The sequence below is a fragment of the Rhizobium sp. 007 genome (assembly GCF_015353075.1).
Lineage (GTDB): Bacteria > Pseudomonadota > Alphaproteobacteria > Rhizobiales > Rhizobiaceae > Rhizobium.
The window spans coordinates 528,764-548,545 of sequence record NZ_CP064188.1; the positions used below are offsets into that span (position 1 = coordinate 528,764).

The 19,782-nt window shown below is 58.9% G+C and carries 19 protein-coding genes and 1 pseudogene; 11 read left to right on the forward strand and 9 right to left on the reverse strand.

Annotation, left to right across the window (positions count from 1 at the left end):
- Positions 1-27: 27 nt before the first annotated feature.
- Positions 28-957: a sugar ABC transporter substrate-binding protein gene (locus ISN39_RS23605; protein WP_194730676.1), complete on the reverse strand. Its 930-nt coding sequence runs from the start codon at positions 955-957 to the stop codon at positions 28-30.
- 117 nt (positions 958-1,074) lie between these two features.
- On the reverse strand, positions 1,075-2,055 hold the full coding sequence (locus ISN39_RS23610; RefSeq protein ID WP_194730677.1) for an ABC transporter permease: 981 nt from the start codon (positions 2,053-2,055) through the stop codon (positions 1,075-1,077).
- Between the two features lie 184 nt (positions 2,056-2,239).
- Here ISN39_RS23610 and ISN39_RS23615 point away from each other — a divergent pair, with 184 nt between their 5' ends.
- From ISN39_RS23615 to ISN39_RS23630, 4 genes are all read left to right on the forward strand, one after another.
- A complete protein-coding gene (locus ISN39_RS23615) occupies positions 2,240-3,076 on the forward strand; it encodes a transketolase (RefSeq protein ID WP_281438334.1) in 837 nt (278 codons plus the stop codon).
- Complete coding sequence (locus tag ISN39_RS23620; protein ID WP_074072500.1) at positions 3,076-4,032, forward strand: transketolase family protein; 957 nt, start codon at positions 3,076-3,078, stop codon at positions 4,030-4,032. Before ISN39_RS23615 ends, ISN39_RS23620 begins: the two co-directional genes overlap by 1 nt.
- Before the next feature lie 65 nt (positions 4,033-4,097).
- A complete protein-coding gene (locus ISN39_RS23625; protein WP_194730678.1) occupies positions 4,098-5,564 on the forward strand; it encodes an FGGY-family carbohydrate kinase in 1,467 nt (488 codons plus the stop codon).
- Between the two features lie 21 nt (positions 5,565-5,585).
- Positions 5,586-6,539, forward strand: coding sequence for a sugar-binding transcriptional regulator (locus tag ISN39_RS23630; protein WP_022712627.1), 954 nt, complete (start codon positions 5,586-5,588; stop codon positions 6,537-6,539).
- Between the two features lie 125 nt (positions 6,540-6,664).
- On the opposite strand, the gene ISN39_RS23635 is transcribed toward ISN39_RS23630, so the two are convergent.
- The 4 genes from ISN39_RS23635 to ISN39_RS23650 all read right to left on the reverse strand — a co-directional run bounded on the left by ISN39_RS23635 (position 6,665) and on the right by ISN39_RS23650 (position 12,396).
- Complete coding sequence (locus ISN39_RS23635) at positions 6,665-8,518, reverse strand: ABC transporter ATP-binding protein (RefSeq protein WP_194730679.1); 1,854 nt, start codon at positions 8,516-8,518, stop codon at positions 6,665-6,667.
- A gap of 1,070 nt (positions 8,519-9,588) precedes the next feature.
- Positions 9,589-10,035 carry a hypothetical protein gene (locus ISN39_RS23640; RefSeq protein WP_194730680.1) on the reverse strand — a complete coding sequence of 149 codons (447 nt, stop codon included), beginning with the start codon at positions 10,033-10,035 and terminating at the stop codon, positions 9,589-9,591.
- Between the two features lie 1,466 nt (positions 10,036-11,501).
- Positions 11,502-11,759 (reverse strand): DUF982 domain-containing protein, encoded by a 258-nt coding sequence (locus ISN39_RS23645; RefSeq protein ID WP_194730681.1) that lies wholly within the window; start codon positions 11,757-11,759, stop codon positions 11,502-11,504.
- 352 nt (positions 11,760-12,111) lie between these two features.
- Complete coding sequence (locus ISN39_RS23650; RefSeq protein ID WP_194732003.1) at positions 12,112-12,396, reverse strand: hypothetical protein; 285 nt, start codon at positions 12,394-12,396, stop codon at positions 12,112-12,114.
- 115 nt (positions 12,397-12,511) lie between these two features.
- Between ISN39_RS23650 and ISN39_RS23655 the strand changes: the two genes are divergently transcribed.
- Positions 12,512-12,805, forward strand: a complete 294-nt coding sequence (locus ISN39_RS23655; RefSeq protein ID WP_194730682.1) for a hypothetical protein — start codon at positions 12,512-12,514, stop codon at positions 12,803-12,805.
- On the opposite strand, the gene ISN39_RS23660 is transcribed toward ISN39_RS23655, so the two are convergent.
- Both ISN39_RS23660 and ISN39_RS23665 read right to left on the reverse strand, forming a co-directional pair.
- Positions 12,774-13,490 carry an SOS response-associated peptidase gene (locus tag ISN39_RS23660; RefSeq protein WP_074072491.1) on the reverse strand — a complete coding sequence of 239 codons (717 nt, stop codon included), beginning with the start codon at positions 13,488-13,490 and terminating at the stop codon, positions 12,774-12,776. The genes ISN39_RS23655 and ISN39_RS23660 overlap by 32 nt on opposite strands.
- A gap of 199 nt (positions 13,491-13,689) precedes the next feature.
- Positions 13,690-14,721, reverse strand: coding sequence for a LacI family DNA-binding transcriptional regulator (locus tag ISN39_RS23665; protein ID WP_194731892.1), 1,032 nt, complete (start codon positions 14,719-14,721; stop codon positions 13,690-13,692).
- A 159-nt stretch (positions 14,722-14,880) separates the two neighbouring features.
- Here ISN39_RS23665 and ISN39_RS23670 point away from each other — a divergent pair, with 159 nt between their 5' ends.
- Together ISN39_RS23670 and ISN39_RS23675 are read left to right on the forward strand one after the other, a co-directional pair.
- A complete protein-coding gene (locus tag ISN39_RS23670; protein ID WP_194730683.1) occupies positions 14,881-15,828 on the forward strand; it encodes a dihydrodipicolinate synthase family protein in 948 nt (315 codons plus the stop codon).
- Between the two features lie 241 nt (positions 15,829-16,069).
- The gene (locus ISN39_RS23675) at positions 16,070-17,455 is read left to right on the forward strand and encodes an MFS transporter (RefSeq protein WP_194730684.1); all 1,386 of its coding nucleotides are present in this window, start codon (positions 16,070-16,072) and stop codon (positions 17,453-17,455) included.
- Positions 17,456-17,758: 303 nt separating this feature from the next.
- Here ISN39_RS23675 and ISN39_RS23680 read toward each other — a convergent pair whose 3' ends face one another.
- Complete coding sequence (locus ISN39_RS23680; protein ID WP_028739260.1) at positions 17,759-17,977, reverse strand: DUF3072 domain-containing protein; 219 nt, start codon at positions 17,975-17,977, stop codon at positions 17,759-17,761.
- Positions 17,978-18,332: 355 nt separating this feature from the next.
- Here ISN39_RS23680 and ISN39_RS23685 point away from each other — a divergent pair, with 355 nt between their 5' ends.
- The 4 genes and pseudogenes from ISN39_RS23685 to ISN39_RS36675 all read left to right on the forward strand — a co-directional run.
- Positions 18,333-18,644 carry a hypothetical protein gene (locus ISN39_RS23685; RefSeq protein WP_194730685.1) on the forward strand — a complete coding sequence of 104 codons (312 nt, stop codon included), beginning with the start codon at positions 18,333-18,335 and terminating at the stop codon, positions 18,642-18,644.
- A complete protein-coding gene (locus ISN39_RS23690; protein WP_074072487.1) occupies positions 18,644-18,910 on the forward strand; it encodes a DUF1488 domain-containing protein in 267 nt (88 codons plus the stop codon). The genes ISN39_RS23685 and ISN39_RS23690 overlap by 1 nt, the downstream gene beginning before the upstream one ends.
- 79 nt (positions 18,911-18,989) lie before the next feature.
- Entirely contained in the window at positions 18,990-19,256 is a 267-nt protein-coding gene (locus ISN39_RS23695; RefSeq protein WP_194730686.1) for a BON domain-containing protein, read from the forward strand.
- 139 nt (positions 19,257-19,395) lie between these two features.
- Positions 19,396-19,488: pseudogene (locus ISN39_RS36675) on the forward strand (exonuclease); the annotation flags it as partial.
- Between the last annotated feature and the right edge of the window lie 294 nt (positions 19,489-19,782).

The window sequence follows — 19,782 nt, forward strand, 5'->3', positions numbered from 1 at the left end:
GCACACCTCCTCAAGACCTCGACTTTGTTACGGGTGGCTGGCGATGAAACCTGCGACGTTTTCCTTGGTCGTCAGCGTGGCATCCAAGAGCTGTACCGGCGGTACCTTCTCTCCGGCGACGAGCTTGGCGGCGTTTGCGACCGCGTCGCGTCCCATCTTCTGCGTTTGCTGCGTTGCAGTCACGTCGAAGACACCCTTGCTGAGCGCTTCAAGGGCTGCTGTGTCACCGTCGAAGCCGCCCACCACGATCTTCTGAGAGGGATTGGCGACCTTGATTGCCTGCGCGGCGCCAAGTGCGAGTGCGTCGGCCTGGGCAAATACGATCGAGACGTCGGGATTTGCCTGGAGCATGTTCTGCATGATCTGGAATCCTTCGTCCTGGCTCCAGATGTTCGAGTACTGCTCGGCAACAACCTTCACGTCCGGATTGGACTTGAGGGATTCAGCGCATCCCTTGGAGCGGTCGACCTCGGGCGTCGTCCCCTTCTGGCCATGGATGATAACCATTTTGCCCTTGCCGCCGGCTTGCTTCAGAATGTAGTCGCAGACGGCCTTGGCGGACGCGACGGAATCCGTTGCAAGGAAGGTGTCGCCGGGTGCTCCGTCGGCGTTTCGGTCAACGTTCACCACCGGAACGCCGGCATTCTTGGCAAGCTTGACCGGAACGGTCGCTGCGGCCGCACCCGCCGGAATGTAGATCAGTGCGTCGATGTTCTGGGTCAGAAGATCCTGGATCTGGTTGACCTGCGTCGGTCCGTCGCCCTTCGCGTCGACCGTGACGACTTCGATGCCATGCTTCTTGGCTTCGTCCTCGACGGACTGCTTGATCTGATTGAAGAAGTTTGCCTGAAGGTTGGCAACGGCCAGGCCGAGCTTCTTCAGCTCCGCCGCATGTACGGGCCCGAGCGTGAGAACAAGTAGTGCGGCAGACGCGAGCATGGTGCGCGCAATTTTCATTTTAATTCCTCCGTTGTTTGATGGAACCCTCGGGTCATTCCTCCCCCTCGGGGTATTGATCCGCCCCAACCTTTGGGGGCGGAATTCGTGGAGCGGGCCAACTCGGCGGCCGGCTCGTCAGGCGCGACGCCGACGAATTGTCTCCGCGCCGACCGCAAGCACGATGACGATGCCGATGATCACCTGCTGAAGGAACGGCGAGACATTGAGAAGATTGAGACCGTTACGAAGGACGCCGATGATGAGAACACCGATGAGCGTCCCCCCGATACCGCCGGCGCCGCCAGAGAGCGAAGTCCCGCCGATGACGACCGCAGCGATGGTGTCCAACTCATAGCCAAAGCCACTGGACGGCTGGACCGAGTCCAGGCGGGCCGCGAGCACGATGCCTGCTAGTCCTGCAAGGACTGCGCTGATCACATAGACGCCGATCGTCACGAGCTGGACGTTGATGCCCGCCAGGCGGGCGACCTCCGGATTTCCGCCCACGGCGTAGAGCATTCGACCTTCGGAACGAAAGTGCAGGAATAGCCAAGCGGCAAGGACGACGGCAAGCATCAGAAAGACGGTGGCCGTCAGCACACCGAAATGGCGATCGATTGCGAGCATCATGAACCAGTCAGGGAATCCCACGATCTGCTGACCGTCCGTGATCATGTTTGCGACGCCGCGAGCCGCCGACATCATGGCCAGAGTGGCGATGAACGCCGGAACCCTGAACTGCGTCACCAGCAGGCCTACGATCAGCCCCGAAACCGCGGATGCGGTCAGACCGAAAGCGACCCCGACGGGAAGCGGAAGGCCGGCGATATTGGCGGTCCAGCCCATGACCATCATCGCAAGGGCAAGAACCGAACCGACCGACAGGTCAATGCCGCCGATGAGGATGACGAAGGTCATTCCAACCGCCATGATGCCAAGGACGGTGATCTGATCGAGGATATTGAGGCCGTTTCGAACCGAGAGAAACGCGTCTGTGCTGAAGCTCAGGAAGACGCAAAGCGCGAGCAGCCCCACGAGCGGGCCGGTGGCACCCTTGAGCTTGCTCAGCCAGGTGCCGGATGAAAGCCTCTGTTCATTGATGTCGAGCGCCACCATCGTTCCTCCCTGGGTCTAGCTGGTAGCCAATATTCGTGCAGGCAGGAATAATTATTCACACCCGTTGGAAAATTCATTAACAAGTTGGTTTGCGGCTGTCAACAGCATTTGTCCGCGCCACTGGGTGTGCGATGTTCGCGTAAGGGGCTTGACTAAATGGCATCATGTGCAAAAATATTGCCGACTGAATAATTATGCACATGAGGAATCCATGGATACCACAGAACTCGAGCGCCTCGCTCGCGAGATCCGATTGCGCGATCTTCGGGCAGTTTTTGAAGCAGGCGCCGGCCACATCGGCGGTGAGATGTCGGTCATCGACATCCTCACGGCTCTTTACTTCCGCGTCCTGAAAGTCTGGCCGGACCAGCCGAAGCATCCCGATCGAGACAGGTTTGTCCTTTCCAAGGGGCATACGGCGTGCGCCCTGTACGTAACCCTGGCAAAGCGCGGTTTCATTCCCGAAGAGGAGATTTCCACCTTTCTGCAGCCGCACTCGAGACTGAATGGACATCCCAACTGCAACAAGGTTCCAGGCGTCGAAACGAATACCGGTCCGCTCGGCCATGGTCTGCCGGTTTCGGTGGGCATGGCGAAGGCCGCCAAGCTCTCCGGAGCGATGTATCATACGTACGTTGTCACCGGCGACGGGGAGATGCAGGAGGGTTCCAACTGGGAGGCAATCATGGCAGCCGCCCAATTCAAGCTGGATAACTTGACGTTGATCATCGACCACAACAGGTTCCAGCAGGGTGCGGCACTTGCCGACACTAACGACATCGCTCCACTTCGTCCGAAACTAGAAGCATTCGGCTGGGAGGTGAGCGAGATTGACGGTAACAATATGCACGAGATCGTTCCTGCGCTCGAACATCGAGGCGACCGCCCGCATTGCATTGTCGCGCACACGAACAAGGGACAAGGAATCTCGTTCATGCAGGATCGTGTCGACTGGCATCACAAGGTTCCGAACAAGGAACAATACGAAATCGCAGTGGCAGAACTGTCGGAGGCACTGTAATGAACGCCCCAGTAAACGCACCCAAGCTTTACGACTGCCGCGACGCGTTCGCAGCGACGCTCGAACGCCTGGCGACCGAGAACGAGAAAGTTGTAGCGGTCTGCAATGACTCGGTAGGCTCGTCGAAGCTTGGCGGCTTCAGGTCGAAATTTCCGGAGCGCCTGGTCAATGTCGGCATCGCGGAACAGAACATGGTCGGCGTTGGAGCGGGCCTGGCCAACGGCGGGCACCTACCATACGTCTGCGGCGCCTCTCCGTTCCTGACCGGAAGATCGCTTGAACAGATCAAGGCGGACATCTCTTACTCGAACGCGAATGTTAAGCTCGTGGGCATCTCCTCTGGAATGGCATATGGCGAGCTCGGTCCAACCCATCATTCGATCGAGGATTTCGCCTGGACGCGAGTCCTGCCGAACCTTCCTGTAATTGCGCCCTGCGACCGCATCGAGACCGCCGCGGCCGTCGAGTGGGCGGCGACCTACCACGGGCCATGCTTCCTCCGGCTTTCGCGCGTGGGCGTGCCCGACCTTCTTGCGGAAGGTCACAAGTTCGAGCTTGGCAAGGCAAATCTTCTGCGCGAAGGTTCCGACGTCACGCTCATTGCGAACGGCACATTGACTCACCGTATGCTGAAAGCTGCCGAAATCCTCACGGAACGTGGCATTCAGGCCAGGGTTCTCAACTTCGCGACGGTTCGCCCTATAGACGAGGATGCCATCATTGCCGCTGCCAAGGAAACCGGAGCGATTGTGACGGCAGAAGAGCATTCGATTTTCGGCGGGCTTGGCTCCGCAGTCGCCGAGGTGGTGGTCGACAATGCGCCCGTTCCGATGAAGCGCCTGGGCGTTCCGGGCGTCTATGCTCCGACCGGTTCGGCTGAGTTCCTTCTCGATGAATTCGGCATGGCTCCGTCGGCAATCGCGGATGCCGCCCAGGTGCTTATCAAGCGCAAATAAGCCGGTCGCACGCGATCGAGCCGGGACGCTCAGCCGCCCCGGTCTTTTAATTTGTGGAGGATACGATGCTCGCTATTCTGGCGATCGATCAGGGCACGACCAATTCAAAGGCAGTTCTGGTTTCCGAAAAGGGAGAAGTCCTCGGCAGAGCCTCCGCGGCTGTGGGGATTTCCTATCCGAAGTCCGGCTGGGTCGAACAAGAACCGAACCGTCTCTACACGTCTGTTTGCGAGGCGATCGAAGTCTGCCTGAAAGCGGTCCCGGACGTGACCATTGCGGCTGTGGCAATTTCCAATCAGCGCGAGTCGGTCACGGTTTGGGATGCTGAGACGGGAGAAGCGCTGGGACCGGTCCTCAGTTGGCAATGCAGGCGCACGGCACCTGATTGCGAGCGTCTCCTCGTCGAAGGACATCTGGATCGGGTGCAGGCGCTCACGGGCCTACCTCTCGACCCGATGTTCCCAGGTTCGAAATTCCGATGGCTGCTTGATCGTGTGCCGAACGGCCGACCAGTGCGGCTGGGAACGATCGACAGTTGGCTCGTACACTGCATGACCGGCGGACGCCGGCACGTGTGCGATGCCTCGAACGCCGCCAGGAGCCAATTGTTCGACCTTGAGGAGCAGACGTGGAGTAAGGAGCTCGGCGAAATTTTCGGTGTCGATAACGCACTCCTCCCGGAGGTGCTCGACAGCTCCGCCGATTTCGGGACAACAACGGGGCTGCAGGGCGTACCGGACGGCACCCCTATCAGGGCCGCGATCGGGGACAGCCATGCAGCCCTGTTCGGCCATGGGGCGTTTAAACCTGGTGATGGAAAGATAACCTTCGGAACGGGGTCTTCGGTGATGACGACCCTTCCGCGGTTCATCGCCCCACGCAACGGCGTCACGACCACCGTCGCCTGGCGCATCGACGGAACGCCGACTTTCGCTTTCGAAGGTAACATCCTCGTTTCTGCCGCGAGCCTTCCATGGATGGCGGGCATTCTCGGCCTTGCGGACGTCGCTGCGCTGATCGACCTCGCGGAGACCGCCGAAGCAGGCGGACCGGGATTCGTGCCAGCCTTCGTAGGACTGGGCGCACCGTACTGGAACTCTGACGCTCGCGCCCTTTTCTCTCAGATCAATTTCAGTACGACGCGTGCGCAGATGGCACGTTCGGTAACCGATTCGATCGCGTTTCAGGTCCACGACGTGATCGCGGCCATGCGAGCACAGAGTGACGGCGAACTCGGCGCCCTTTATGTCGACGGCGGACCAAGCCAGAACCGCTTCCTGATGCAGTGCGTGTCGAACCTTGTCGAGCATGCCGTCATCCAATGCGAGGCCCCCGAGGCGTCGGCCCTTGGCGCCGCATATCTGGCAGGACTGTCGCTTGGTCTGTGGCGCGATCTCGAAGTCATCGCGGGATTACCCAGAAGCACGCAGATCATTGCCCCGGAACCTGTGGACCGGGCAGCGCTCCTGAATACCTGGAATGATGCTCTCGCCCGCTCGACGTCGCGCCAAACAATGGCTAAAGGTGAATAAAAATTCCCACCGGGATCAGCCATGGCTCGCCTCAACGAACTCCGCCTCATGTCAAGAGTGGCCCAGATGTACCACATCGAGGGGCGACGGCAGGCTGAGATAGCGCAGCATCTTCGCCTGTCGCAGGCCACGGTCTCCCGAATGCTGAAACGTGCCGAGGCCGAGGACATCGTTCGGACGAGCGTCATTCCTCCAGTCGGCACGTACAGTGAGCTTGAGGGCGCTCTCAGACAGAAGTACGGACTACCCGAAGCCGTTGTCGTCGAATGCAGCGAGGATCGAGACGGCGCGGTCATGGCACGGATTGGGGAAGCGGCCGCCCATCTCCTTGAGGTCACGCTTGCCCCTGGCGAGATCATTGGAGTTTCGAGTTGGAGTCAGACCATCTTCAAGATGGTCGAAAACATTCACCCGCAGAAAAGCGCCCAGGCGAAGTATGTCGTCCAGACGCTCGGGGGCATGGGCGATCCCTCGGTGCAGACACATGCCACTCAGCTGACGACTCGACTGGCGCGCCTGACCGGCGCGGAGCCGAAGCTGCTTCCGGTGCAAGGCGTGACGACCTCGCGCGAGGCCAAGCTGCTCATGCAAGCCGATCCGTTCGTCCGTGAGACGATGGACCTGTTCGGCAGCATCACACTGGCAATTGTCGGAATTGGAGCGGTCGAGCCCTCCGAGCTCCTTGCGCGATCGGGCAACATCTTTTCGTCGCGGGAGCTTTCCGACCTGGCTGAAGCGGGAGCCGTTGGCGATATCTCGCTCCGGTTCTTCGACAGGAACGGTAAGGCGGTTAAGACGCCGCTCGACGAGCGCGTTATTGGTATCCCGCTCGAAGACCTCGAACGTGTGGATCGCGTGATTGCCTTAGCCGGCGGGTTTAAGAAGACCGCCGCCATCGCCGGCGCCCTTCGAATTGGGGTCATCGACATGCTTGTCACGGACAAGTTCACCGCTCAACGACTCATTGATCTGTAAAGCCAGCCTTGGACGACCCAAAGCGTCGGCGCCTGCATTGTCTGCCAACGGGCCGGGAGGCGAACTGCACAGGCCCTGCGAGGCTGCAGCAGTGGTCCGCCATCTCGTAGGCGATGCCCGCAAAGTCAATTGATGTCTTCAGGAATGAAGCCGCCTGTCTGACGTTTCCAAAGGCGGGCAAACAGGCCATCCTGTTCGACCAGTTCGTCCGGGCTGCCTTCTTCCACGATGCGCCCCTGATCGAGCACGACGATTCGATCCATCCTGGCGATGGTTGAAAGGCGGTGTGCGATGGCAATGACCGTCTTTCCCTCCATCACCAGATTGAGTTTTTCCTGGATGGCTGCCTCAGATTCGCTGTCGAGTGCGGAGGTCGCCTCGTCGAGCACCAGAATGGGCGCGTTCTTCAACAGGACGCGCGCAATGGCGATACGCTGGCGCTGGCCGCCGGAGAGCTTGATGCCGCGGTCGCCGACGAAGGCGTCAAAACCCTTGCGGCCTTCGCCGTCCGCAAGATCGGCAATGAACGCATCGGCCCTTGCTGTCTTTGCCGCCTGTTCGATCTCGTCCTGCTTCGCCTCTGGCCGGCCGTAGCGAATGTTGTCACCGATCGAACGGTGCAACAGCGAGACGTCCTGCGCGATGACCCCGATCGCGCGGCGAAGGCTTGCCTGCGCGACCATGCGGATGTCCTGTCCGTCGATCAAGATCGCGCCGTCGCCTATGTCGTAGAAGCGCAGCAGCAGGCTAACCAGCGTTGTCTTGCCCGCCCCGGACAAGCCGACGAGACCTACTTTTTCGCCGGGCCGCACCGTCAGCGACAGCCCATCGATCACCCGCTTGCCGGTTTTATAGGCGAAGCGGACATTCTCGAAACGGATCTCCCCACGGTTGACAGTCAGTTCGGCCGCGTCCGGCCCGTCGATGATGGTGGGCGGCGTCGTCATCACCGGCATGGCGTCCTTGATGGTGCCTATCGCCTGGAAGATCTGCTGGCCCATCTGCAGGAAGGTGAAGGTGTGCCCGGACAACCGGTGGAGGATGTAGACCGCCGCGACGAACTCGCCTACCGTGAGAAAGCCGTTGACGAGGCCCGAGAAACCGATCGAAAGAATCGACAGCCAGAGCGCCATGTTGAGCGCTACGACGATCAGTTCCGACGTCCGGTAGATGCGTTGTTCCTTGTGCTGCGTTTGCACGGCCTTCTGTAGGATGCGGCGGATGGCGCCCGCCTCGCTGTCTTCAGCAGCGAACTGTTTGATCATCTGCATGTTGCTGTAGAGATCAGTGATGGCGCCGGCGACCAGGCTGCGCTGCTTGGCGGTGCGGCGCGAGCGTTCGGCAAAGATCGGCGCAAGCCTGACGGCAAGCGCGACGTTGAGGATGATCCAGACGAGGACCGGCAGGGCGAGCTGCCAGGACAACGTGCTGAGCAGGATCATCGAGCCGACCATCTGCAGCAGAAAGCGCGGGATGGACTGGAATGCGGCAATGATCTGCTGCTGTACCGCGGACGCCACCTGCGACAGACGGGAGGCAACCTGTCCGGCAAAGAGTTCGTGAAAGAAGGCTAGATCCTGCCGTTCCACCGCCTTGTGACCCTGCCACTGGATGGCGGCCGGCATGCCGACGCCCAGCGTATGCGAGGTGAGGGTATTTACAAGGAACGAGGCGACCGGCGTGCCCGGAAAGATCAGGAGGCCGAGAAAGGCAAGAAGCGGCCATTCGCTGTGCAGGAAGGCGAGGGCGCCTTGAGCCGTCACGCCGTCGACGATGACCGAAAGCCCCCAGACGATCGTCAGGCTGATGGCCTCGACCACCATCGAGGAAAGCGCCAGGACGATCAGAACGCCGCGGAACATCGAGATGAAGTGCAGAAGGACCGCGACCGGGCCCTCGGAGGGCAGCGGGCGGTAGGGGATCTCGAGCGGCTGGACCAGCGTCTCGAAGGGACGGTAGATCGCATCTGAAATCGACATGGGCCGCTCGGGTCAAAAATCGGGGGAGGGCTTGGGGACACAGCTACGCGGGTTCGCATAGGACCATCTTCCGGCTGCAATCTCAACTAGAAAATCTCAGCAGATGTTCGAAATTGAGGTCGTGAAAAACGGATCTGATATCGTGGGACAGCAAGCGGGCACGCGATCGCACACAGTCCCGACATCGGTCTCGGCGTGGCAGGAGTTGCTCTCAAGAGCGGCCTGCGACGCCTCGTCGCCGACATCAAACAAGGATCGAAGCTGGTTCGCCTGTTCAACGAGATTGGGGAGCGTAACACTGCCGGGCTACCGCCGGATGATCTATCGGAGCCGTCGATCTGGAAGTTGTTAGCGGTTTGTAAACAGCACGAAGAGGCCTTGCGGGATGGGTGCAGCATCAGCGCGCCAGATCAGTATCGCCGTGGACGCCGGATCTCGACCTTTATGGCCCGCGAAAGGGCATAAATGAGAAGCAGGAGTTCCCGCAAAACAGCAGCCTGGTGTACGCCCTTCGTGAGTATTAGTAATATAATTCGCCCCGTTGGCGGAACAATCCCGGCTGTTTTCCGTTTCGGCCGCATGACATCGGAACCAGACGAACCGGCCGTGCTGCAGTATCTGCCGTACGAAACTGACAAAGCTCTTGTTCGGCAGTTGCAATCGCTGCCGACATTTGCCGTGCCTTCAGACACTGACGAGGCTTTCGGCCCCTTCTTGAAAAGACTTGACGCCATTCGCGAGCGCCGCGGCGAAGGCACCTCCACAGAGTAGTTCGTGGGTGCGTCCGATTCCATCCAAGGAAATGGGGTCCTGTTCCTCGTTCGACTCGGCATCGTGCCTGTGTTGCTACACCGGCATGATCCAAGAGCCGCACCTGCAAAACCATAGCGACATCAAGGAAGATCAGGGCTGGCCCGACGGAAAGATCGAGAGCTCAGTTTGTTAACAAATGCTGTCAAAACGGAGCGGTGCCGATCAATTACCATCCAAGCAAAGCTTGGGTGCCGACAAGGCGGGCGAACGCGTTGCACCTGTTCGTCGGCACCGAGGCCTCCTTTGCCGCCGTTGCGTCAAACGGCCAGCAGGTTGGCAATCCGCATAACCGCAAGTGCGCTTGCGTCGTTGCGAGCGCCCTCTTTCGTCCCCTCGGCACAGGTCCACACGTGATTTTTTTTGGCCTGGAACTCCTTGCCGTCTTGCAGAACCATTAGTTCCCCTTCGGTGATGTGGCAGATCATAGCATTGGGCATGGCGCTGACAGGCAGGTTCGACTGCGGCTGAAACACGAGATCGATGAGCGAGACTGTCTTGTAGCCGGGGATCATCGCAGCCCCCTTGCCGAGCTCCACAGCGCGGACACCCGGCGCCAACTCCTTTCCCTCGTCGGCTCGGTAGGTTTGGGCCTGCGCCGAGCTACCGCCGCCCGCCAGTGCGGCCGCTATGGCGCTAAAGGCGGCGGCGCCACCGTAGACGAAGTGCCGACGCTCCACGGACATTTCTTTGCTGTCGATAAACATGAAATCAACCTCCCTGCTAGGTTACCTCCGATTGAAGATCTCTGGCGCGCCGCAGACATCGGGCGATGGCGAGATCATCCTGAACCTCGCTCGGCGTTAACAAGAATGCCGTGCAAACAGCTTCTAACGGCGGGGTGTTTTTCAAGCGCCGCTCTGTAAGGCGGCACGATCGCAGCTAGGATACTCCTGTCTCCCGCAGCACTCCACAAGTAAGCGGCAGAATGTTGATGTTCCAAGCCTTCTACCGGGCAGTCAAAGGCGAACGGAACAAATCCATGCCGTTTTTCGTTGCCGTCGCACGACATCGGGAAACAGACAAAGAGAGGGAGTCCAGTATCCTGAGATCTTACGATATCGCGTCTTCGCCAAGACCGGTAAACACGCGATCCTGATACGTCTTAGCAGACGATTTCGCGGGTAGGGAGGGCTCGTCATCTGATGTGCGGCAGGCCCTCGTTCCATCTGGAGGAGGACGGGATGTACGAGCGGACGATTGGGTTCTTGGTGGCGGCCGAACTCTCAGCTATGTTCTGGGCCGCTCTCTTTCTCGTGCTCGGTTCCATTTGAGGATCGTTCTGCCGGGCCACGGTCGGTTCAATTGCACTCGTCGCCGCCGACGCTGCCCGGCTCGGAAATCAAGGTGCTCGGCCCTTTCTTGCCTTAAGTAGCATGCACACCAGTCTCTCCTTAACCGGGGGCGGCTTTGGGAAGACAGATCTTGCGGTTGTTTCAAGCAGTGTTTGCGCGGACGGCATACTGCACCGACGGACAAGTTACGACGAGGGCTCGCCTTCGGATGGGTGGGCTAAGGCGAGCCCTGGCCGTACCTTGTGCCGCTGCTGCCTTCGGAGCTTTGCGACACTTGGAGTACGCAGTACAAGTTGAGGGCCCTCCCTGGCTGCACGAGGAGAGCCCTAACCTTTCGCGCGCGCAATGCGCACTTGGGGTCACTCAGAACATGCATTATGCTTGAGGCGGATGATATTGGACCGAAGTCTGAATATTGGCGGGACTTTGGTCCTAGCCGGGCGTTGGTTTTCCACAAAACGTGACTGCGGCTCACATATTGAGATTATGGTAAGGGAGGCACAACCTCTTGGGGAGGGCTGCCATCAGCGAAATTCCAAACTTTATCGAGCTTTACGCCCGGGGCGCCATGGCAGACAAAGAGCCTGCCGCGGGTATGTTGCATTTCTTGATCCAAGCGCTGGACGAAGCAATTGCCGAACCAAGACGGCGCGACCTTGCTATGCCACAGGAGGCGGCACCAGACCAGCATTGAAGAAATGCCCGCGAGGAGCAAGGAAGGTGAAACACAGCTGCAGCGCCAAGCTCGCCAGGGGAAACAAAGTCGCTCGGCTACCCTCATTGCCGCCACCGGAAGTCGCTGGTTTTGCGGCGAAACGCCGCCGTCTGATAAGATTGTTTAATGCCTAGTCAAGCGCACTTCGGGAGGCATCTCTTCCCTAACCGCCCATAGTGTCGAACGGAACACCTGCTTCTTTCGCTGCTGCGATGAAGCTTGCGCGGGCTTCGTCAGGTTCTCGGATACCGGCTTCGACGTCGGAGCAGATCAGCAACGCGGCCATGAACGCCTTTCCCTCCGCCACCGGCCAAGAATTCGTGAGAACCTCGAGCGCCTCGGCTGTGGATGCGATGGTCGAGAGCTGCCCGGTCCTCCTGCAGATGATCATTACGGGGTGATCCCAACGTCTGTTACTCATATTCCGCCCCTCGCCAGAAAAGCAGGTTAACGATGGACGGCCGCGCGATGCAAGTGGAGAACGTCTGGCATCCCTGGCAAGGCGCGGACTAGAAGAGGTCCAGCCTGATCGCAATGAATTCCAGCTGCGCTCCTCACCATCGGACATGCACAGGAAGTGAAGCGGCTTTCGCGCGGCGGACGATATCGTTTGGCCCCAGCCGGCGCTCGCAGATGTCTCGGGCTGCCGCACCCCATTGCCACGGGTTCCACATCATGAAAAGAATGAAGGTGTCTGACCTGGTGGTGGGCGTTTGAGCTGATGGCCAATGGGCGGCGGTAGCGAGACGACACCGAACGTTTACGAAAAGCGATCACTGATGCCTGGGTGACGGCGAATGCGTCTTCTGGTCGAGATCGCTGCCGCTTATCTGTGATGGAAGTCCCTGGATTGCATATCTGGGAAGGCGCTGCCATTTGGACCCAACAGTGTTCCGGTTGAGGATGTCCATCAGTTCAGTGGCATTTTTTTCAGTCAGATCAGTCAGTTGCTTGCACCCTATCATGGCGGGATAGCCGGTGACGGTGTCAAATACCGTCCATTTGCCGTCTTGTTCCGCGCGGCAGCCGTATGGCATGTAATGGATGTCGGAAGACATAGAACCTCCTTTCGCTGAAGGCAGCGAAGCCCACGAAACGGGGCGAACCTTAGAGGTTGCTTCAACATCATAAAATTAGCAAGCTCTTAATTAATAGTCTTGGGGCGCTGGCTCAATGGGCCAGGACGAAGGGCGTAGCAGCCGCGAACTCATCGAACAGCAGAAGCGCAACGGCCGCAATTTCCTGTTGCGACTAGACATCCATTGGGTGGGTGCGACCAAGCTCGGCGAGCCGCGCGGCGTGGCGAACCTGTCGGTTCTCTTCGCAAGTTTTCCAACTGTGTTGAGCACCAAGTGCACTGTCATGCGTCCATCCTCTTTTTGTCGAGGCCAAACGCCCTGCATCGTTGAAAGCAGCCGCCACGCCGTGGGAATTCTCACAACATCGGCGGTTCTGGATCAGGATTGATCTGCTCGATAATGTCCGGCGTGTCGTTTTTCGGTGAGCCTACGGCTTTGCCGATCGGCCACATGGTCATCAGTTCGGAGGGGAACGGTTTCATCAGATCATCGGGCTCCGGCTCCGGCGACAGCCAGCGCTCGTAGTCCTCTGGATGCAGAATGACCGGCATACGGTCGTGGATCGCAGCCATCGTTGCATTCGCCGGGCAGGTGATGATGGCGAAGGTGCGAACATCGACGTCGGCCGCATTGCGCCAAGCTTCCCAGATGCCGGCAAGTGCGAAGGGTGCGCCTGACTTCATGGCGACGGCATACGGTTGTTTGTTCTTGCCCGTGCCCAAGATGTCCTTCCATTCGAAGAAGCCGTCGATTGGAACAAGGCAGCGGCGAGCGCGATAGGCAACCTTGAATTTGCTGTTCCTGGCGATGCCTTCTGAGCGGACATTGACCTGCGGCCGCCCTCCCGGTTTCATCCATCCAGGTATCAAGCCCCACCCCGCGCTGACGAACACCGGTCCCATGACATCCGGTTCGCGCACCATTTCCCTGATGATGATCGGATAGTCGAGCGACGGGGCGCCGTTATACCTCGGGAACTGGTTGGCCAGGCCGAGCACGCCTTTGCGATCGGCGAAAGCAAAGGCATTCATCATGCTTTCGAGGTTGGTTTTGATGAATACGCGTCCGCACATGTCAGGGCTCACTCGAAATTCTCAAGAGCTCTATTTAACGCGCCATTTTGCCTTTGAGCAACGTCTGACGCTATTCATCTGGAAGCCTCTCGCTCGTATGTCGGTGCAACGAGCGCAAATGCGATAATTGCCGCGACGGCTCCGGCTCGTGGCATGTCCGTGGTGACACGGTTGCGCGATCGGACAGGTGCGCGATCGCTCATTGGCGACGGACGGCACCCGATGATCTTCTTGGAATGAGAGTAGGTGCTGACACCCGAATACGGTCCTCGTTAGGAATGTCCCTACCCAAGAGATCAAGGGCATTCGATGCGATCTGATCAAAAGGCACACGCAATGTGGTCAGTGGCGTTGCCAGGTGACTGACGATCGGGATGTCGTTGTAGCCCACAAGCGAGACGTCATCGGGGACCGAGAGGCCAAGCCTCGCCAGGCCGGAGAGTCCACCGATCGCTGTGTTATCATTGACCGCGAAGATTGCGGTTGGCCGCGGCTCGACCCGCATGAGAGTTTCGGCGGCCTCCGATCCGGAATCAATGCCGAAGGTCGATGGAACGATGTAGGCCGGATCGATTGTTACCCCAGCTTCGTTGAGGGCCTGCTTGTAGCCCTCGACGCGCCCGCGGGAACTGGAGGCATACGACGGTCCCGCAATAACACCGATACGGCGATGCCCAAGATCAAGGAGATGCCGGGTCGCCAGATAGCCGCCGAGCTTGTCGTCGCCGACAGAGGACAGACTTCGGCCGTCTGTGCGCAGTGCGAGAACGAAAGGCACGCCTCGGTTGGTCAGCTCCTCAGGAAAATTATCGTCCTCGCGGGCAGTCGAGAGAATGAGCCCGTCGACGCCACGTTTGAGCAAGGTTTCCGCGGCCAGGCGGTCGGCTTTTGGCTTGTCGTCTGTCGTCGCGACGATCGCGAAGCGGCCGGCGCGACTGCAAGCTTTGGCGAGGGACTCGTAGAGCATCGCCATAACCGTATCAGTGAGACGTGGTACGATAACACCGATCGTCATGGTGCTGCCGCGCCTCAGGCTCGCGGCGGAAAGGTCACGAACATATCCGAGATCTTCGGCAATCTGTCTGACACGCCTGGCGGTTTCACTCTCGGAACGAGGCAGTCTCTCGTCGAGAATTCGCGAAACCGTGGACTTGGACACGCCCGCTGCAGCCGCCACTCCGTGCAAGGTCACGCGTGACTGACGCGACGCCTCATTTGCCTTTGAATTCATTACGACTTTCCGCTTTCCAGGTGTTGTGACCGCTTGCATCTTCTTAGGATGCCCTAAAAAAACTGTTGACTCCAGAATTTTCGGCAACGATAGTGGGAACGTTCCCACAAACGATCCCATCGCTGATCGTAAGGACAGCGATCGAAGGAGGAAAACCAAATGCAACCGATGGATCTGCGCGGTCTAAGCCCAGCGCCGGTAACCGCTTTCACTCGCGGCGGCGACGTCGATCACAAGGCCAATGCTAAAATCGCCAAGTGGCTGGTTTCGATGAAAGGCGTAAAAAGCCTTGTCATTCTCGGCCATGCTGGCGAGGGCACATTCCTGACAGAAGAAGAACGTCTGGCTCTCATTGGCACCTATGTGGAGGCCGTCGACGGCGCTGTGCCGATCATTGCGGGGATTACCGGGGAAGGCACCAGGGTCGCCGCCGCGGAGGCCAAAAAATGCAAGGAAGCCGGCGCGACCGGCGCGCTCGTTTATCCTAACCATGGTTGGCTGCGGTTCGGCTTCCAGAAGGGGGCGCCGCAGGACCGCTATAAGGCAATTTGGGAAGAATCCGGTCTTCAGTGCATCCTGTTCCAGTATCCGGATACGACCAAGGCCTCTTACGACCTCGACACGCAGCTTGCGATCGCGACCCAGCCAGGCGTGGTCGCCACCAAGAACGGCGTCCGCAACATGAAGCGCTGGTATGTCGAAATCCCCGAGCTGAAGAAGGCCAATCCGAATCTTCAGGTTCTCAGCTGCCATGACGAGTGGCTGCTGCCGACGATGTTCGACGTTGATGGTTTGCTCGTCGGCTACGGCAATATCGCACCGGAACTGCTGATCGACCTCATCAACGCTGGTAAGGCACAGGATTATCCGGCCGCCCGCGCAATCTTTGAACGGCTCTTGCCGGTAACCCGCGCGGTCTATCATCGCGGTTCGCACATGGAAGGCACGGTCGCGCTGAAGCTCGGCCTCGTTCACCGCGGGATTCTGGATCACGCAACGATCCGCGAACCGTTGAAGAACCTTGGCGAAAAGGCAGAAGCCGAAGTCTTTGCAGCCTTCGACGCAGCCGGCATCGGTCGGGTCGAACAGTTGCTCGCCGCAGAATGATCCCTGAAGCCTCCGCGACTGCCGCGGGGCCTTTCGAAGACGGGAGGAAACGTCGCGGAAATCCGGAGGCTGTACCGCGAGCGGACGCCTCGATGTTCCACTAAGGCGGGTTACCGATCGGCTAACGCCCCTCGGATTGCGGTTTTCCGCCGTCCTCGGGGGGCGGAGCGGTCACTTCAAATCGTGGATTTGCGCCTTCGGCTGGGAGAGAGACGAGCGCGGGGGCAAAAGGAGGAACAGAATGAACATCCAACAACCGATCCCATCCACCCAAGCGCGCAGCTTTGACCCTCAGGCCGAAATCAGCGCCCGCCTGGAGCGACTTCCCGTCACCCGCGAAGTGTTCTGGGCGCGCAACATTGTCGGCGCCGCGACCTTCTTTGACGGCTATACCGTCATCGCAATCGCCTATGCCATGCCAGTTCTCGTGCGCGAATGGGGGTTAAATCCATCCCAGACCGGCATGATCCTGTCTATGGGATATCTCGGGCAGTTGCTCGGGGCGGTCCTGTTTGGCTGGTTGGCCGAAAAGATCGGTCGCCTGAAGGTTTTGCTCTTCACGATCCTTCTATTCGTCAGCATGGACGTTGCTTGCCTGTTTGCAGCGGGCGCCGGAACGATGATGGCATTCCGTTTCTTGCAAGGTATTGGAACAGGCGGTGAGGTGCCGGTCGCCAGCGCCTATATCAATGAGCTCATCGGATCCAAGGGGCGCGGCCGTTTCTTCCTTCTCTATGAGGTAATGTTCTTGCTTGGCCTCGTCGGAGCCGGTCTTATCGGCTACTTCATGGTGCCGGCCTATGGCTGGAAGGCGATGTTCGTGGTCGGCCTCGTCCCTGCGATCCTGATGATCCCTCTGCGCTGGTTCTTGAATGAATCCCCACGCTGGTTAGTAGCCAACGGCCGATATGACGAGGCCGATCGCATCGTGACCCGGTTGGAAAACAATGCCCGCGCCGCCGGCAAAGAACTGCCGGAGCCGCAAATTGTCGTAGTGCCCGCTCGGCGCAAGTCCGACTGGCGCGAGCTTTTTCAGGGTATCTACCTGAAGCGGACTCTGTCGATTTGGGCTATGTGGTTCTGCGCCTACATGGTTGCCAATGGAACGATTACATGGCTGCCGACGCTCTATCGTCAGACGTTCAACCTGCCCCTGGAAACGAGTATTCTCTACGGCTTCATGACGTCGGTGGGCGGCGTTATTGCGGCCATCATCTGCGCACTATCGATCGACAAGGTTGGCCGCAAGAGGTGGTACACCGGAGCGCTCCTGATCGCACCAATCCCGCTCCTCCTGCTCGCCTGGCTGGGCGCGACGTCACCTATCCAGGTTCTGGTTCTCGCCGGCCTTTCCTACGCGATCGTTCAGACGGTGACGTTCTCGCTCTACCTTTACTCGGCGGAGATTTACCCGACGCGTCTGCGCGCCGTCGGAACGGGGACGGGTAGCGCCTGGCTGCGTCTCGGCTCTTCGGCTGGCCCGATCGTCGTGGGCTTCGTAATGTCGTCGATGGGCATCGGGTATGTCTTTGCGACCTTTGCCGCAATCTTGCTGGTCGGAGCTCTCATCACCGCGCTCTTTGCAATCGAAACCAAGGGCCGTGTGCTGGAAGAGTTGTCGCCGTAATGCGTTGAAGGCGGGGGTGGTCCCCTCAATGAGGTATAGATCTGGCGGGTGTGAGGCCGCCAGATCTTGAGAACGGCGATCTAGACCTCATTGCCAAAATGGCGCAGCACCGCCAAGTGATCCAGCGGACGCACCTTACGGATATCGACCGCAAGGTTTGCCCCACTGTTCGGTGCACGAACCTGGACGTGCTCGGAGCGCAAAGGCGGTTCGACGTTGTTGCGGAGGAGTTTGCCAACGAAGCATACGCTATTAAGCACCGAGACCGAAATTAAGGGTGCAACAGTGCGGTGCCTTAAGGTCTCATCGGTCTGGAAGGCCAAGTTTCGAGCGGAGTTCGTCGATCCGTTTCGAGGCTTCCGCTTTCGTCAGTTTCACCGAGAAAAGCTCCGGGGCGTTCGCCTGCTCGGACAACGTCTTCAGATAGGATTGCTGGGCTCCTGTCATAGGCTCGTCGCCACTGACCCAGTCTTCAGGATCCTTTTCCAGGTTCGAATTGGTCGTATTTGCCGTCTTAGTCATCGCTTGAGCTCCTCCGTTGCGTTGATGAAACGGCCCAAGGTTCCGTAGGTTCCGAGTTAGGAGATCGGTGTATCCGGCAACCCGTTGGAGGTCGAGCGCGCAGGCAAGTTGACAGGCATGCGTCCCACAAAGCTGCGAATGCAAGCTTCCCGGCGACCGGCAATTGAACTCTATCCGGCTCGTGCAATTTTTATTTGATCCAAGCAGTCGTTGCAATGCCGATCGGCGTCCCCATATAAGGGCGATGGTGGCATGTTGGAACGGGCGCCGCCTTTTCGGATCGGTCTTTCGAAGCCCCGACAGGAGGACGGTAATGTCGTCCCCTAAACTTTCCAGTCATCTTACGACCGCCACTATGAGCACGATGGATCGTGTCCTCGCGAAAGCCGGCGTTTATGAACTTCGCCCGATCGAGGACCTCCCGGTCATTCTGAGCGCGACGAAGTTTCTCATCGGGCATGTGCTGAACACGCGCGTCGGTGAGGCCGGGTTGCTGTTTGCGCTTCTCAACCGCAGCGAGCAAGCCTCCGTGCCGGTCATACGTGGTCTGAAGCCTTCGATGAATGGGGGCCGCGGGAGCTCAAGCGCAATGCCTGCCCCGGCATCCCCGGCTGCTCGTTCCGATCAAGTATCAACACAATCAAACCCTGATGGAGAGAAGTGGTAATGCCCCTCAGCTTCCCAAATAGAAGTCGCAGTTTCGACGAAAATCGGAAGGGGGTCCGCTTCTTGGGCTACGATGGAATGTTCGAAGTCCGATTTCTGATCGAAGCGACCGCTCTGCGGTCCACGGATCAACCTAGTCGGTCCGAGATTGAGTGCCTCGATGCGTTCGACGCAGAGCGACCATCGATTCTGGAGGCCGCATCCAAAGCCTATAACCGTAGCCGCAGAAACAATTACACACTGACGGCAGAGGACATCCGTCGATAGCCCGTTAGATCTATAGGCGGTCAATGTCCCGCAAGGACGGGTGTGATCGAGAACCTTAGATAAGCCCTGGAGACAAGGTATGTCAGTCGATAGAAAAGATCTGGGTGTGGTAGCTCGCGCCGCAACGGCACTTCCGGAAGCGGCTGATATCGAGTCGGCCGTTTACGACGCGTTGGCATGTGCCGCCGATATCGATCCGACCTATATTTTCGTATCGGCTCACGGAGCCGAGATCACTCTTTCCGGCTGGGTCTCCGGCCGAGCCGAGATTTCCAGGGCCGTGGAGGTTACTCAGCAAACCAAGGGCGTGCAAAAAGTCCGCAATGAATTGTCGCAAACTTTGTGACCGCCGTCTTCACCATGACGGCGTGACCTTTTCGAAAAATCAGTTACGGTGCCGAAGTTAGTCGCCGAAGGATCGTCGTCGGTTTCACGGTAACATATATTCCCGCTACCGAGGGACTCGCCAAAGAGCGACGGTGGTCATGAAGACTGCAATCATATTTGACTGCGAATTTCTTTGCCTTGAAGGTTCGCAATACCGATTTTGGTGCGCGGCTCACGATCCCGATAAAATCATAGACGCAAATGTCACGGCGGGTATCGCCGAGCCAGCCTCTGAGGATTGATCGCTACGCTTTCAAAGCCCCATGGCTTTTGCAACGATCCAAGTTGGAACTCCTGCCGTCACCGCTGACGCCAGCACTATCGAGACGACCTTTATAGCGTAAGCCCGACGCTCGCGGGCGTCATCCCACTCATATCCCATCGACCAACTCCCCAACCTGTCCTCAAATAGAACCATCGAGGTCGGGGATGAGTCGAGTCACGATTCCTCAACGTCGTTAACACTGTGAGCATGTGCCCCGATG

Excerpts from the sequence above, each read along its gene's own strand:
- ISN39_RS23625 (WP_194730678.1), top strand. The coding sequence starts at position 4,098 with ATGCTCGCTATTCTGGCGATCGATCAGGGCACGACCAATTCAAAGGCA.
- ISN39_RS23650 (WP_194732003.1), bottom strand. The coding sequence starts at position 12,396 with ATGTCTTCCGACATCCATTACATGCCATACGGCTGCCGCGCGGAACAA.
- ISN39_RS23630 (WP_022712627.1), top strand. The coding sequence starts at position 5,586 with ATGGCTCGCCTCAACGAACTCCGCCTCATGTCAAGAGTGGCCCAGATG.
- ISN39_RS23645 (WP_194730681.1), bottom strand. The coding sequence starts at position 11,759 with ATGAGTAACAGACGTTGGGATCACCCCGTAATGATCATCTGCAGGAGG.
- ISN39_RS23685 (WP_194730685.1), top strand. The coding sequence starts at position 18,333 with ATGAGCACGATGGATCGTGTCCTCGCGAAAGCCGGCGTTTATGAACTT.
- ISN39_RS23665 (WP_194731892.1), bottom strand. The coding sequence starts at position 14,721 with ATGAATTCAAAGGCAAATGAGGCGTCGCGTCAGTCACGCGTGACCTTG.
- ISN39_RS23640 (WP_194730680.1), bottom strand. The coding sequence starts at position 10,035 with ATGTTTATCGACAGCAAAGAAATGTCCGTGGAGCGTCGGCACTTCGTC.
- ISN39_RS23675 (WP_194730684.1), top strand. The coding sequence starts at position 16,070 with ATGAACATCCAACAACCGATCCCATCCACCCAAGCGCGCAGCTTTGAC.
- ISN39_RS23690 (WP_074072487.1), top strand. The coding sequence starts at position 18,644 with ATGCCCCTCAGCTTCCCAAATAGAAGTCGCAGTTTCGACGAAAATCGG.
- ISN39_RS23680 (WP_028739260.1), bottom strand. The coding sequence starts at position 17,977 with ATGACTAAGACGGCAAATACGACCAATTCGAACCTGGAAAAGGATCCT.
- ISN39_RS23605 (WP_194730676.1), bottom strand. The coding sequence starts at position 957 with ATGAAAATTGCGCGCACCATGCTCGCGTCTGCCGCACTACTTGTTCTC.
- ISN39_RS23655 (WP_194730682.1), top strand. The coding sequence starts at position 12,512 with ATGGGCCAGGACGAAGGGCGTAGCAGCCGCGAACTCATCGAACAGCAG.
- ISN39_RS23695 (WP_194730686.1), top strand. The coding sequence starts at position 18,990 with ATGTCAGTCGATAGAAAAGATCTGGGTGTGGTAGCTCGCGCCGCAACG.
- ISN39_RS23610 (WP_194730677.1), bottom strand. The coding sequence starts at position 2,055 with ATGGTGGCGCTCGACATCAATGAACAGAGGCTTTCATCCGGCACCTGG.
- ISN39_RS23635 (WP_194730679.1), bottom strand. The coding sequence starts at position 8,518 with ATGTCGATTTCAGATGCGATCTACCGTCCCTTCGAGACGCTGGTCCAG.
- ISN39_RS23660 (WP_074072491.1), bottom strand. The coding sequence starts at position 13,490 with ATGTGCGGACGCGTATTCATCAAAACCAACCTCGAAAGCATGATGAAT.
- ISN39_RS23670 (WP_194730683.1), top strand. The coding sequence starts at position 14,881 with ATGCAACCGATGGATCTGCGCGGTCTAAGCCCAGCGCCGGTAACCGCT.
- ISN39_RS23620 (WP_074072500.1), top strand. The coding sequence starts at position 3,076 with ATGAACGCCCCAGTAAACGCACCCAAGCTTTACGACTGCCGCGACGCG.